Origin of the sequence: Salmonella sp. NW177, assembly GCF_051811585.1 — a bacterium.
Lineage (GTDB): Bacteria > Pseudomonadota > Gammaproteobacteria > Enterobacterales > Enterobacteriaceae > Salmonella > Salmonella enterica.
Genome location: NZ_JAMMZV010000002.1, coordinates 316,670 through 329,537 on the forward strand (window position 1 = coordinate 316,670; position 12,868 = coordinate 329,537).

Below are 12,868 nucleotides of genomic sequence, written 5' to 3' on the forward strand. Positions count from 1 at the left end.
CGGATGAACGTATTGATTCCCAGCCTTTTATTTCGCGATCGCGTTCCAGATTACTGAGATTCCCGTAAAACAACGCCAAAAACACGTTACAATAGCCCGGTACTTCATTTTCGCGAGGCAGGAAGAACATGGATATTCACAATAAAGCACGTATTCACTGGGCATGTCGTCGCGGTATGCGCGAACTTGATATTTCCATCATGCCGTTTTTTGAACATGAGTACGATAGTTTAAGTGATGAAGAAAAGCGTATTTTTGTCCGTTTGTTGCAGAGTGATGACCCGGATTTATTTAACTGGTTGATGAATCACGGTAAACCGGCTGACGCTGAACTGGAACAGATGGTCCGACTCATTCAGACACGGAATCGGGAACGTGGTCCTGTGGCAATCTGATTTACGCGTCTCATGGCGCGCTCAGTGGATCTCATTGCTCATTCATGGGCTGGTTGCCGCGGTGATTTTATTGATGCCCTGGCCGCTGAGTTATACCCCGTTATGGATGATACTACTGTCGCTGGTCGTGTTTGACTGTGTACGTAGCCAGCGCAGGATTAATACCTGCCAGGGAGAGATCAAGCTACTCATGGACGGGCGCTTACGCTGGCAGGGGCAGGACTGGACGCTCTTGCGTCCGCCCTGGTTACTGAAGAGCGGGATGGTGTTGCGTTTACGCGCAGAGTCTGGACGTCATCAACATTTATGGCTGGCGGCGGATAGCATGGAAGAAGCGGAATGGCGTGAGTTGCGTCGGATACTGTTACAGCAGCCGATATCAGGCCAACACTGACGGAACGGCGTAAACGCGGTTCCGTCGAGAGGGAAATACAGCGAGTAAGGCTTCAGGCGTAGTGTTCGGCCATTTCGCCGAGAATTTGTTCACACCAGGTCTGTATACGCTCATCGCTGAGATCGTACTGGTTCGTTTCATCCAGCGCCAGGCCGACAAACAGTTGCCCATCCGCAATGACCGGTTTATTGCTGGTAAATTCGTAGCCTTCTGTGGGCCAGTAGCCGACAAATTTAACGCCTTTGAGGGCAAGTTTGTCATGCAACATACCCAGCGCATCCAGGAACCACTCGCCGTAGCCGAGCTGGTCGCCCATACCGTAAAGCGCAACGATTTTGCCTTCCAGATTGAGATCGTCCAGTTGCTCCCAGACGGCTTCCCAGTCCTCCTGAATTTCACCAAAATCCCAGGTGGGGATGCCTAAAATGAGCACGTCGTACTGCTCCATTAAGGCGGGGGCGTCATCCTTGAGGTTATGTAATGTCACCAGCTCCGGGCCGAGGATATCGCGAATTTTCTCTGCGGCCATCTCGGTGTAGCACGTGCTGGAACCGTAAAAAAGACCCATGTTCATTACGTTACATCTCGATTCTGCTATAGCGTTGCGGGTAGTGTAACAGAATCGCTGCATTCACGGCACAATGAGGCATAATGCACCCAAAGTCAGCGTGAAGTGGGGAGCGCGAATGGAACAGGATTTAGCGCGTATTGAGCAGTTTCTGGATGCCCTGTGGCTGGAACGAAATCTGGCGGAAAATACATTAAGCGCGTATCGTCGCGATTTATCGATGGTCGTTGCGTGGTTGCATCGTCGCGGAAAAACGCTTGCGACGGCGCAGGCTGATGATTTACAAACGCTGCTGGCTGAACGGGTGGAGGGCGGATACAAAGCGACCAGCTCCGCACGCCTGTTAAGCGCTATGCGGCGCTTTTTCCAGCATCTGTACCGTGAAAAGTATCGTGAGGATGATCCGAGCGCGCAGTTGGCCTCGCCTAAGCTTCCGCAGCGTTTACCGAAAGATCTTAGCGAGGCGCAGGTTGAACGGCTCTTGCAGGCGCCGCTTATTGATCAACCTTTGGAGTTGCGCGATAAAGCTATGTTGGAAGTGCTGTATGCCACCGGTTTGCGCGTGTCGGAACTGGTGGGGCTGACAATGAGCGATATCAGTCTGCGGCAGGGCGTGGTGCGGGTTATCGGTAAAGGCAATAAAGAGCGGTTGGTGCCGTTAGGCGAAGAGGCGGTATATTGGCTGGAAACGTATCTGGAGCATGGGCGTCCCTGGTTACTCAATGGCGTATCGATTGACGTATTGTTCCCCAGCCAGCGTGCGCAGCAGATGACGCGGCAGACCTTCTGGCACCGTATTAAACATTATGCGGTACTAGCTGGAATCGATAGCGAAAAACTATCGCCGCATGTTTTACGTCACGCTTTCGCCACGCATTTGCTGAATCACGGCGCCGACTTGCGCGTTGTACAAATGCTACTTGGGCATAGCGATCTTTCGACGACACAAATTTATACGCATGTCGCAACGGAGCGTTTGCGTCAACTTCATCAACAGCACCATCCGCGGGCATGAGTGCTGACAGGAAAGGATAGTTTATGAAAAAGCGTTTTATGATGTTCACTTTACTGGCGGCGGCGTTTTCAGGCGTGGCCCATGCGGATGATGCGGCTATCCGTCAGTCGCTGGCTAAGCTGGGCGTTCAGAGTACGGAAATTCAGGCCTCGCCAGTGGCAGGGATGAAAACCGTCCTCACTCACAGCGGCGTACTGTACGTCACTGATGACGGCAAACATATTATTCAAGGGCCGATGTATGACGTGAGCGGCGCGCATCCGGTAAACGTGACGAACAAACTGCTGATGAGCCAGCTAAATGCGCTGGAAAAAGAGATGATCGTCTATAAAGCGCCGGATGAGAAACATGTCATTACTGTTTTTACCGATATCACCTGCGGCTATTGTCATAAGCTACATGAAGAGATGAAAGATTATAACGCGCTGGGGATTACGGTACGTTATCTGGCCTTCCCGCGCCAGGGGCTGGAAAGCCAGGCGGAGCAGGATATGAAATCTATCTGGTGCGCCAAAGACAAAAACAAAGCGTTTGATGACGCCATGGCAGGTAAGGGCGTGAAACCGGCAAGCTGTGACGTGAACATTGCTGATCATTATGCGTTGGGCGTGCAGTTGGGCGTTAGCGGTACGCCAGCCATTGTATTGAGTAACGGCTATGTGGTGCCTGGCTATCAGGGACCGAAAGAGATGAAAGCGTTTCTTGATGAGCATCAAAAACAGACCAGTGGTAAATAATACGCGTGAAACAACAGAGACAACTTCGTCGGCGCGAGGCTGATGAGACGGCGGAACTCCCCGCCGATCTTCCTCCATTACTACGACGTCTATATGCCAGCCGGGGCGTTCGTAGCGCCCGCGAACTGGAGCGCAGCGTGAAAGGAATGCTGCCCTGGCAACAGCTTAGCGGCATAGATAACGCGGTGGAGATCCTCTACAACGCCTTTCGCGAAGGTACCCGCATTATTGTTGTTGGCGATTTTGACGCCGACGGCGCGACCAGTACTGCGCTAAGCGTATTGGGAATGCGTGCGTTGGGATGTGACAACATCAGTTATCTGGTGCCTAATCGCTTTGAAGATGGCTACGGTTTAAGCCCGGAAGTGGTCGATCAGGCGAAGGCGCGCGGCGCGCAGCTTATCGTCACCGTAGACAACGGCATTTCATCCCACGCCGGCGTAGCGCATGCAAAGACGTTGGGGATTCCGGTGATCGTGACCGATCACCACCTGCCAGGCGACACGTTGCCGGATGCCGAAGCGATTATTAATCCCAATCTGCGCGACTGCGAATTCCCGTCTAAGTCGCTGGCGGGCGTCGGCGTGGCGTTTTACCTGATGCTGGCGTTGCGAACATTTTTGCGCGACAAAGGATGGTTCGACGAGCGCAACATCGCGCCGCCGAATCTGGCGGAGCTGCTGGATTTAGTGGCGTTGGGAACGGTAGCAGACGTTGTGCCGCTGGACGCCAACAACCGTATTCTGACCTGGCAAGGGCTAAGTCGTATTCGTGCCGGGAAATGCCGTCCGGGAATTAAAGCGTTGCTGGAGATATCGAATCGCGATCCGCAGCAGCTTGCCGCCAGTGATTTAGGCTTCGCGTTGGGGCCTCGCCTGAATGCCGCCGGCAGGCTGGATGATATGTCCGTTGGCGTGGCGTTACTGTTGTGCGACAACCTCGGCGAAGCGCGTGTTCTGGCCAGTGAGCTGGATGCGCTTAACCAGACGCGCAAAGAAATAGAGCAGGGGATGCAGGCGGAAGCGCTTATCCTGTGCGAAAAGCTTGAGCGCAGTAGTGAAACGCTTCCGGGCGGTCTGGCGATGTATCATCCTGAATGGCATCAGGGCGTGGTCGGAATTCTGGCGTCGCGCATTAAAGAGCGTTTTCACCGCCCGGTGATCGCCTTTGCACCTGCGGGCGACGGCACGCTAAAAGGCTCAGGCCGTTCGATTCAGGGGTTGCATATGCGCGATGCGCTGGAAAGGCTGGATACCCTTTACCCTGATCTGATGATCAAGTTCGGCGGTCATGCGATGGCGGCGGGATTGTCGCTGGAAGAGCATAAATTCGAGCAGTTTCAGCAACGTTTTGGCGAGCTGGTGACGGAATGGCTCGATCCTGCCCTGTTGCAAGGCGAGGTGATCTCCGATGGTCCATTAAGCGCGGCGGAGATGTCTATGGAAGTGGCGCAACTGTTGCGGGATGCCGGACCGTGGGGGCAAATGTTCCCGGAACCGTTATTCGATGGTCGTTTCCGTCTGCTACAGCAGCGTCTGGTGGGCGAGCGCCACCTCAAGGTGATGGTGGAGCCCGTCGGCGGCGGCCCGCTGTTGGATGGCATCGCATTTAATATTGATACGACCTGTTGGCCGGATAACGGCGTGCGGGAGGTAGAACTGGCTTATAAACTGGACATTAACGAGTTTCGCGGCAACCGTAGTTTACAGATTATTATCGATGATATTTGGCCGCTATGATCGGGGCGATTTAACAACACTTTCGCTGTAATTAAGGGGCGAAATCCGCTAATATTTCGCCCTTATAACCGCATTTTGACAAGTCAAATAAAAGAAATCAGACCATGTTTGAAATTAACCCGGTGAATAACCGCATTCAGGACCTCACGGAACGCACCAACGTTCTTAGGGGGTATCTTTGACTACGATGCTAAGAAAGAGCGTCTGGAAGAAGTAAACGCCGAGCTGGAACAGCCGGATGTCTGGAACGAACCTGAGCGCGCGCAGGCGCTGGGAAAAGAGCGTTCATCGCTCGAAGCGATCGTCGATACGCTTGATCAAATGACTCAGGGGCTGGACGACGTTTCCGGGCTGCTGGAACTGGCGGTAGAAGCTGACGACGAAGAGACGTTTAACGAAGCCGTCGCGGAACTGAATACGCTGGAAGAGAAACTGGCGCAGTTGGAATTCCGCCGGATGTTCTCCGGCGAGTACGATAGCGCCGATTGCTATCTCGATATTCAGGCCGGTTCTGGTGGTACTGAAGCGCAGGACTGGGCCAGCATGTTGCTGCGTATGTATCTGCGTTGGGCGGAAGCGCGCGGCTTCAAGACGGAAGTCATTGAAGAGTCGGAAGGGGAAGTCGCCGGCATTAAGTCCGCGACTATCAAAATCTCCGGCGAATATGCCTATGGCTGGCTGCGCACTGAAACCGGCGTACATCGTCTGGTGCGTAAAAGTCCGTTTGACTCCGGCGGTCGCCGTCATACCTCGTTTAGCTCCGCGTTTGTGTACCCGGAAGTGGACGACGATATCGATATCGACATTAACCCGGCGGATCTGCGTATCGACGTCTATCGCGCGTCTGGCGCAGGCGGTCAGCACGTTAACCGTACGGAATCCGCCGTGCGTATCACCCATATTCCCACCGGGATTGTGACGCAGTGTCAGAACGACCGTTCGCAGCACAAAAACAAAGACCAGGCCATGAAGCAGATGAAAGCGAAGCTTTATGAACTGGAGATGCAGAAAAAGAACGCTGAAAAACAGGCGATGGAAGACACTAAGTCTGATATCGGCTGGGGAAGCCAGATTCGTTCCTATGTCCTGGACGATTCCCGCATTAAAGACCTGCGTACTGGGGTGGAAACCCGCAATACACAGGCGGTACTGGACGGTAGTCTGGATCAATTTATCGAAGCAAGTTTGAAAGCAGGGCTATGAGGAATCAACATGTCTGAACAAAACGCACAGGGCGCTGACGAGGTAGTCGATCTTAACAATGAAATGAAGGCACGTCGCGAGAAGCTGGCTGCACTGCGTGAGCAGGGTATCCCGTTCCCGAACGATTTCCGTCGTGACCGTACCTCAGACCAACTGCACGCAGAGTTTGACGCGAAAGAAGCTGAAGAACTGGAAGCGCTGAATATTGAAGTGTCCGTCGCGGGCCGTATGATGACTCGCCGTATTATGGGTAAAGCCTCTTTTGTTACCCTGCAAGACGTAGGCGGCCGCATTCAGCTGTATGTGGCGCGCGATGATCTGCCGGAAGGCGTTTACAACGAGCAGTTCAAGAAGTGGGATCTTGGCGATATCCTCGGCGCAAAAGGTAAGCTGTTCAAAACCAAAACCGGCGAGCTGTCTATCCACTGCACCGAACTGCGCCTGCTGACGAAAGCGCTGCGTCCGTTGCCGGATAAATTCCACGGCCTGCAGGACCAGGAAGCGCGCTATCGCCAGCGTTATCTGGATCTCATCTCTAACGATGAATCCCGTAACACCTTCAAAACCCGTTCGAAGATCCTGGCCGGTATTCGCCAGTTTATGGTTGCTCGCGGCTTTATGGAAGTCGAAACCCCGATGATGCAGGTGATCCCAGGCGGCGCGTCTGCCCGTCCGTTTATCACCCATCACAACGCGCTGGATCTGGACATGTACCTGCGTATCGCGCCGGAACTGTACCTCAAGCGTCTGGTGGTTGGCGGCTTCGAACGCGTATTCGAAATTAACCGTAACTTCCGTAACGAAGGCATCTCCGTGCGCCATAATCCTGAGTTCACCATGATGGAACTCTATATGGCGTATGCGGACTACAAAGACCTGATCGAGCTGACTGAGTCTCTGTTCCGTACGCTGGCGCAGGATGTTCTGGGCACCACCCAGGTTCCGTACGGTGATGAAGTGTTTGACTTCGGTAAGCCGTTCGAAAAACTGACCATGCGTGAAGCGATCAAGAAATATCGTCCGGAAACAGATATGGCTGATCTGGACAACTTCGATTCCGCGAAGGCGATTGCTGAAAGCATCGGCATTCACGTCGAGAAGAGCTGGGGTCTGGGCCGTATCGTCACCGAGATCTTTGACGAAGTCGCTGAAGCGCATCTGATTCAGCCGACCTTCATCACCGAATATCCGGCTGAAGTGTCTCCGCTGGCGCGTCGTAATGATGTGAACCCGGAAATCACTGACCGCTTCGAGTTCTTTATCGGCGGTCGTGAAATCGGCAATGGCTTTAGCGAGTTGAACGATGCGGAAGACCAGGCGCAGCGTTTCCTGGATCAGGTTAATGCAAAAGCGGCGGGCGATGACGAAGCCATGTTCTACGACGAAGACTACGTGACGGCGCTGGAACACGGTTTACCGCCGACAGCGGGTCTGGGAATTGGTATCGACCGTATGGTGATGCTGTTTACTAACAGCCACACGATTCGCGACGTTATTCTGTTCCCGGCGATGCGTCCGGTGAAATAAGATGTAAATTGCCGGATGGGGCATTAGCCGCCATCCGGCATCTCTTCGTTCAGACGTAGCGCCATCAGGCAATTTTTAACGCTGGCAGTAATTGAGCAGTCGTTCACGCGCTTGTTCGTCTGACGCTTGCATGACCATCCACGGGCTAAATGCCCACGGCGTAGCGAGAAGGCTTTTCCATACGCTTTTAAATTCGCTCCACTGATAGTCCATCACCTCTTCGCTGTTAACCTGTAACATACTGGTTGTCCGCGCGGCAAATACCGGACAGACTTCATTTTCCACAATACCGTTTGGATCTGTCGCCCGATAGCTGAAGTGCGGATAGACGGGGGTGAGATCGGTAATTTCCACGCCGAGTTCGAACCGACAACGGCGGAGGATCGCCTCTTCGGTGGTTTCGCCTTGTTGCGGATGACCGCAAACCGAATTCGTCCACACGCCTGGCCAGGCTTTCTTGCTCAGCGACCGTCGTGTTACCAGCAACTGACCCTCTTCGTTAAATAGCCAGCAGGAGAAAGCCAGATGCAAAGGCGTATTAAGCGTATGAGCCGCATACTTTTCCAGTGTGCCGGAAGGCTTATCCTGCTCATCCAATAAAACGACATGTTCCTCAGTCATGAAAGCTCCTGAAAATTAAAATGACCCGGCAGCATGGCCAGGCCATATACTCAGACGATCAGCGTAGCGCATAACAGAAAGAAAGGCATTACCAAAACAGGCCCTGACAGAACGCAGACGAGCGCCATTGTGCCGTGAGTCGATATTATGCTGGCATATCGGATATTCGCGGCATCATCATCCACGCGGACCCTTTCCGGCGTCAATGGATTGGGCATACGGCATTTGGCTGCTATCATAAGGCGTCTGTCAATAGAGTGAGGAATGGTTTTGAGCGCAGGACGCCTGAACAAAAATAGCCTGGGTATTGCGGTGCTGTTATGCGCAGGGCTGCTGCTGGCGGGGTGTTCCAGTAATTCCGGCTCAGGAACGTATTCCGGCTCCGTCTATACCGTTAAGCGCGGCGATACGTTGTATCGTATATCGCGCGCTACGGGAACCAGCGTGAAAGAACTGGCCCGACTGAATGGCATTTCTCCGCCTTATACTATTGAGGTGGGGCAGCGAATTAAAGTGCGCGGCAGCGCAAAGAGTAGCAGTTCAGCACGCAAAACCAGCAATAAAACAGCAACAAAAACTGCCGCGGTAAGACCGTCATCTTCGGTGCCAAAATCCTCCTGGCCGCCGGTGGGGCAGCGTTGTTGGGTATGGCCTGCTAACGGTAAAGTGATTTTACCTTATTCCACCGCGGAGGGCGGAAATAAGGGGATCGATATTGCGGGCGCGCGCGGAACGCCTGTTTATGCGGCGGGAGCGGGTAAAGTTGTCTATGTCGGGAACCAGCTGCGCGGTTACGGCAATCTCATCATGATTAAGCACAATGAAGATTACATTACGGCTTACGCTCATAATGACACCATGCTGGTTAATAATGGACAAAGCGTTAAAGCGGGGCAAAAAATCGCTACGATGGGCAGCACGGATGCCGCATCCGTAAGACTACACTTCCAGATTCGCTACCGGGCGACGGCCATCGATCCGCTGCGTTATCTGCCGCCGCAGGGGAGTAAACCGAAGTGCTGACGGCGAATTAATCGCCAGTCAGCCAGTAAGTCTCTTGCCAACCAGAGCGTAAGGTTTATAATGCCTTACGCATCTCAAAGCGGGCGTAGTTCAATGGTAGAACGAGAGCTTCCCAAGCTCTATACGAGGGTTCGATTCCCTTCGCCCGCTCCAGACAAATATCTTCTAGTATTTACTAAATCCACGAATTTACAGCAATTTTCCGTGTCGGCCCCACAGTACACAGGGTTTCAATACCTATGTCGGACGGCTATTATCAGCTGGCGACTCCGGTAATGACTTTATCATTCAGCCCGCAGCACAACGATGCCCGGTCTGGAATGCATGTATTCCATAAACGGTGTGTCCACCACTTTTCTGTTTGCGGCCAATGAGGAGGCGTTCCGAAACCACACCTGTTCATCATGGCGAACTACGATACCCACATGTGAAACGTCCAGCCCGTCAAGCGGGGAGTAGACACCGATATAGTCCCCATTTTTTAGGTGGTTCATGACCTGCTGGTTGATGGCTCTTCCGGGAATATAATTTATTTTACGAGGATGGATGCCCAGACCAGGAATGTACTCGCCGCCATCAGGTTTATGGTTAAGCTGCTTGTCAACAACGATATAATCAGGGCTGATATCCGGCGTTACATCCCGTGCATTACGCGGTGCTGCGGCGAACCAGTCAGAGAAGAAGTGCCTGCGGCTGAGATAAGCAACTTTGCCCGCGGCGTAGCGAGTCCTGGCAAGATTATGCAGAAACGATTTCTGATTATCGCTGCGGGCCAGGGCCTCAACGTAATCAGCCAGGGTAAAGCAGTCCACGCCGTTGAAATTCGCTACAAGGACTTCGGGGGTTCCAGGCCCACCGATGAGCGTATCCGCCTGATAAGGTGTTCCGAGAAAAGCAGACGATACGCGGCTAATAACTTCTCCATGGTTTTCGCCTTTATAAGGAATGACATCCGACTGGATAATCCGGCTTACTTTTTCTGCCGTAACGCTGTCCATGCTGGTCTGATATTTTTCTGTGCCAGGGACGGCACAGGCCGTCAGATGCGCCGACATAAGCAAAATTGTCCATGCATTTACCTTCATTATCATCTCCGGAAAGGTTCAAATCCCTTTTTTACCTTTACCGGAAATGGTTGTGATGGATACAGAAAAACGCCAGAGGTTGATTACAGGTTGAGTAATATGAACGCTGATGATGATAAATGTGAAGATCATCATACGACTTTATTCGCCGTTGTTTTTTGCCTGATCGTCAAAGCCAACATGCCCCTTCAGGCTGGCGATACATACCGGTCAAATCCGTGCCGAACTGGCCCGCAAGGGAACACCTGTCGGGCCTTATGACCAGATGATTGCTGGCCATGCCCGTAGCCGCGGACTGGTCGTTGTCACAAACAATCTCCGCGAGTTTGAACGCATTCCGGGTATCCGAATCGAAGACTGGTGCTAATTTCTGCATCAGATGTTATCCCCGGATTCAAACTCTTTTCCGGATTTAGTGGCACAGTCAATTTGGTTACCTGCTTAATGGTGGTTTGCATCACATTTTTAGCTGGTGGTATTTTTTTATGTTGACTGGAGATATCTGCCAACAGCATAACTTTTACGGCCAGATAATAAATAAAAGAGTACCAAAATGTCGTATTCTGACATGTTTACGAAGGGAGTACCGCTCCCTTCTTTTTTTGTTTCCTGGATACTCACTGAACAATGCCGTTACTGCCCGATAACTGCCGCCCCCCCCCTCACCATAGCCGTTTCCTGCAACTAAGTCACAGACGTTGATTTACCAGGCCGATATGCCTTCTTTCCCGTTATATACCCTTCATACTTCAAGTGGCTTATGTGTTGGCTACGGATTACTCAGTCCATCCATGGGCCTCGCCCTGACGGGCCGTCGCACGCGACGTTCAAATCTGCTCCCGGCAGATTTGTCGCTCACCCCAGTCACATAGTTATCTATGCTCCTGGGGACTCACTCCCTTGCCACCTTTAAGCAACTCGAATTATTTTGGGTATATATCAGTGAACTTCTATTTTTGTCAGTTTTTATTTTTCAGCTTATTTATTATTAAATACTGTTTCTGGCCTGGATATATTTCTGTGAATAGCCTCCCGACAGCCGGAGATAAAGGTATTTGCTGGCGTAACAGCGCTCATAATTTAAAAGATTTATTTATAGTTTGTTATCACGGAAAGATTTTAACTTAATACATGCCAGTAAGGCATCAGGTAAAAATAACCGGAGAGAAGAAGATGAACAAAATGCTATTAGCCGGAAGTGCCGGTATTGTTCTGCTGTCTGCTGCAGCCAGTCCGGTATGGGCAGACGATAATGCCAGTACATTTTCACTTGGATACGCCCAGTCCCATACTAATCACGCCGGGACGTTGCGTGGGGTTCGGCTGGCAAACAACTATGAAATGTCACCGGACTGGGGGCTGACAACCTCATTTGCCTGGCTAAATGGAAGCCAGCGCTATTCCGATGAAAGCAGTAATGGTCGTGTAACAACCCGTTATTACTCCCTGCTTGCAGGCCCCTCATGGAAAATAAATAACCAGTTAAGTCTGTATAGTCAAGTGGGCCCCGTATTATTGCATCAGCGTGATCACGGGATAAATGAGTCTGACAGTAAGGTCGGATATGGTTATTCTGCTGGCGTGGCTTATACCCCGGTCAGTAATGTCGCTATAACTCTGGGTTATGAGGGCGCGGATTTTGATGCTACCCATAACAGCGGAAGCCTTAATAGCAACGGCTTTAATCTTGGCGTGGGTTACCGGTTCTGAATAGGATAATCCGATAAAAAATGTTACTTTGTGGAGATGATGGATTATGAAAAGCCATATTATGCCAGGCGTTGCGCTGATGGTTATCCTGTTTTCAGGAAATATTATGGCCGCAACAAACATGACTGATAACGTTACTCTGAATAATGACAAGATATCCGGACAGGCCTGGCAGGCCATGCGTGATATCGGAATGTCGCGATTCGAGTTGTTTAATGGTCGCACCCAAAAGGCGGAACAACTGGCTGCGCAAGCAGAAAAACTCCTGAACGATGACAGCACTGACTGGAAGCTGTATGTCAAATCAGATAAAAAAGCCCCGGTTGAAGGAGACCACTATATTCGGATAAATTCATCGATTACGGTAGCCGAAGATTATCTCCCTGCGGGCCAGAAAAATGATGCTATTAATAAAGCAAACCAGAAAATGAAAGAAGGAGATAAAAAAGGGACTATAGAGGCCCTGAAACTAGCAGGCGTCAGTGTTATTGAAAATCAGGAACTCATTCCTCTTCAGCAAACCCGTAAGGATGTGACCACAGCGCTTTCCTTGATGAACGAAGGAAAATACTATCAGGCAGGTCTGATACTGAAATCAGCTCAGGATGGCATAGTTGTAGACTCTCAGTCAGTTCAGGAATCACCCACGCACTCCGTGCAGCACGACGCCGCGCATTAATATCCCCAGCCTGCTGTATACATTACAGCAGGCAGCATTATGTCTGACAGCTATTACCAGTTTATTCTTTGCTGTCGGCATTGTTTTTAAATTTCATCCGCGAAGTTCAGGAATGTCAGGGTACCTGCATTTATATCTATTGTGATGCCCATCACAAATACAGAAGAATATC

General features: G+C 51.6%; 13 protein-coding genes, 1 tRNA gene and 1 pseudogene. 12 read left to right on the forward strand and 3 right to left on the reverse strand.

The genetic code is table 11. From position 1 onward, the window contains the following. The first annotated feature begins 128 nt into the window (after nucleotides 1-128). Both sdhE and NA986_RS08245 read left to right on the forward strand, forming a co-directional pair. Entirely contained in the window at nucleotides 129-395 is a 267-nt protein-coding gene (gene sdhE / locus NA986_RS08240; RefSeq protein WP_000351186.1) for an FAD assembly factor SdhE, read from the forward strand. After that, entirely contained in the window at nucleotides 376-789 is a 414-nt protein-coding gene (locus NA986_RS08245; RefSeq protein ID WP_000244756.1) for a protein YgfX, read from the forward strand. Before sdhE ends, NA986_RS08245 begins: the two co-directional genes overlap by 20 nt. Before the next feature lie 52 nt (nucleotides 790-841). On the opposite strand, the gene fldB is transcribed toward NA986_RS08245, so the two are convergent. Next, nucleotides 842-1,363: a flavodoxin FldB gene (gene fldB / locus NA986_RS08250; RefSeq protein WP_001055885.1), complete on the reverse strand. Its 522-nt coding sequence runs from the start codon at nucleotides 1,361-1,363 to the stop codon at nucleotides 842-844. Between the two features lie 112 nt (nucleotides 1,364-1,475). On the opposite strand from fldB, the gene xerD reads away from it, so the two are divergent. The 5 genes from xerD to lysS all read left to right on the forward strand — a co-directional run bounded on the left by xerD (nucleotide 1,476) and on the right by lysS (nucleotide 7,578). Then, nucleotides 1,476-2,372, forward strand: a complete 897-nt coding sequence (gene xerD, locus NA986_RS08255) for a site-specific tyrosine recombinase XerD (RefSeq protein WP_000434303.1) — start codon at nucleotides 1,476-1,478, stop codon at nucleotides 2,370-2,372. A gap of 23 nt (nucleotides 2,373-2,395) precedes the next feature. Beyond that, nucleotides 2,396-3,109, forward strand: coding sequence for a bifunctional protein-disulfide isomerase/oxidoreductase DsbC (gene dsbC / locus NA986_RS08260; RefSeq protein ID WP_000745614.1), 714 nt, complete (start codon nucleotides 2,396-2,398; stop codon nucleotides 3,107-3,109). Between the two features lie 5 nt (nucleotides 3,110-3,114). Further along, on the forward strand, nucleotides 3,115-4,848 hold the full coding sequence (recJ, locus tag NA986_RS08265) for a single-stranded-DNA-specific exonuclease RecJ (RefSeq protein WP_000813394.1): 1,734 nt from the start codon (nucleotides 3,115-3,117) through the stop codon (nucleotides 4,846-4,848). Nucleotides 4,849-4,952: 104 nt separating this feature from the next. After that, a protein-coding gene (gene prfB / locus NA986_RS08270) for a peptide chain release factor 2 (RefSeq protein WP_010989230.1) occupies nucleotides 4,953-6,051 on the forward strand; the annotation gives its coding sequence in 2 pieces (ribosomal slippage) (nucleotides 4,953-5,027 and nucleotides 5,029-6,051; 1,098 coding nt in all). Between the two features lie 9 nt (nucleotides 6,052-6,060). Further along, nucleotides 6,061-7,578 carry a lysine--tRNA ligase gene (gene lysS / locus NA986_RS08275; protein WP_000003339.1) on the forward strand — a complete coding sequence of 506 codons (1,518 nt, stop codon included), beginning with the start codon at nucleotides 6,061-6,063 and terminating at the stop codon, nucleotides 7,576-7,578. Between the two features lie 75 nt (nucleotides 7,579-7,653). On the opposite strand, the gene idi is transcribed toward lysS, so the two are convergent. Continuing rightward, complete coding sequence (idi, locus tag NA986_RS08280; RefSeq protein ID WP_023216363.1) at nucleotides 7,654-8,199, reverse strand: isopentenyl-diphosphate Delta-isomerase; 546 nt, start codon at nucleotides 8,197-8,199, stop codon at nucleotides 7,654-7,656. Between the two features lie 264 nt (nucleotides 8,200-8,463). Here idi and actS point away from each other — a divergent pair, with 264 nt between their 5' ends. Continuing rightward, the gene (actS, locus tag NA986_RS08285) at nucleotides 8,464-9,222 is read left to right on the forward strand and encodes an amidase activator ActS (protein ID WP_000244317.1); all 759 of its coding nucleotides are present in this window, start codon (nucleotides 8,464-8,466) and stop codon (nucleotides 9,220-9,222) included. Nucleotides 9,223-9,301: 79 nt separating this feature from the next. Then, a tRNA-Gly gene (locus tag NA986_RS08290) sits at nucleotides 9,302-9,375 on the forward strand. A 131-nt stretch (nucleotides 9,376-9,506) separates the two neighbouring features. On the opposite strand, the gene NA986_RS08295 is transcribed toward NA986_RS08290, so the two are convergent. Further along, on the reverse strand, nucleotides 9,507-10,313 hold the full coding sequence (locus NA986_RS08295; protein ID WP_023888953.1) for a DUF1460 domain-containing protein: 807 nt from the start codon (nucleotides 10,311-10,313) through the stop codon (nucleotides 9,507-9,509). 190 nt (nucleotides 10,314-10,503) lie between these two features. Here NA986_RS08295 and vapC point away from each other — a divergent pair. From vapC to NA986_RS08310, 3 genes and pseudogenes are all read left to right on the forward strand, one after another. Next, a pseudogene (vapC, locus tag NA986_RS08300) lies at nucleotides 10,504-10,674 on the forward strand (tRNA(fMet)-specific endonuclease VapC); the annotation flags it as partial. 806 nt (nucleotides 10,675-11,480) lie between these two features. After that, on the forward strand, nucleotides 11,481-12,017 hold the full coding sequence (locus NA986_RS08305) for an STM3031 family outer membrane protein (protein WP_001038500.1): 537 nt from the start codon (nucleotides 11,481-11,483) through the stop codon (nucleotides 12,015-12,017). 46 nt (nucleotides 12,018-12,063) lie between these two features. Next, complete coding sequence (locus tag NA986_RS08310) at nucleotides 12,064-12,696, forward strand: YfdX family protein (RefSeq protein ID WP_000835260.1); 633 nt, start codon at nucleotides 12,064-12,066, stop codon at nucleotides 12,694-12,696. Nucleotides 12,697-12,868: the final 172 nt, after the last annotated feature.

Bases quoted from the DNA above. Each gene is read 5' to 3' on its own strand.
- sdhE (WP_000351186.1), top strand. From the start codon at position 129: ATGGATATTCACAATAAAGCACGTATTCACTGGGCATGTCGTCGCGGT.
- fldB (WP_001055885.1), bottom strand. From the start codon at position 1,363: ATGAACATGGGTCTTTTTTACGGTTCCAGCACGTGCTACACCGAGATG.
- xerD (WP_000434303.1), top strand. From the start codon at position 1,476: ATGGAACAGGATTTAGCGCGTATTGAGCAGTTTCTGGATGCCCTGTGG.
- dsbC (WP_000745614.1), top strand. From the start codon at position 2,396: ATGAAAAAGCGTTTTATGATGTTCACTTTACTGGCGGCGGCGTTTTCA.
- lysS (WP_000003339.1), top strand. From the start codon at position 6,061: ATGTCTGAACAAAACGCACAGGGCGCTGACGAGGTAGTCGATCTTAAC.
- idi (WP_023216363.1), bottom strand. From the start codon at position 8,199: ATGACTGAGGAACATGTCGTTTTATTGGATGAGCAGGATAAGCCTTCC.
- actS (WP_000244317.1), top strand. From the start codon at position 8,464: ATGGTTTTGAGCGCAGGACGCCTGAACAAAAATAGCCTGGGTATTGCG.
- NA986_RS08295 (WP_023888953.1), bottom strand. From the start codon at position 10,313: ATGATAATGAAGGTAAATGCATGGACAATTTTGCTTATGTCGGCGCAT.
- NA986_RS08305 (WP_001038500.1), top strand. From the start codon at position 11,481: ATGAACAAAATGCTATTAGCCGGAAGTGCCGGTATTGTTCTGCTGTCT.
- NA986_RS08310 (WP_000835260.1), top strand. From the start codon at position 12,064: ATGAAAAGCCATATTATGCCAGGCGTTGCGCTGATGGTTATCCTGTTT.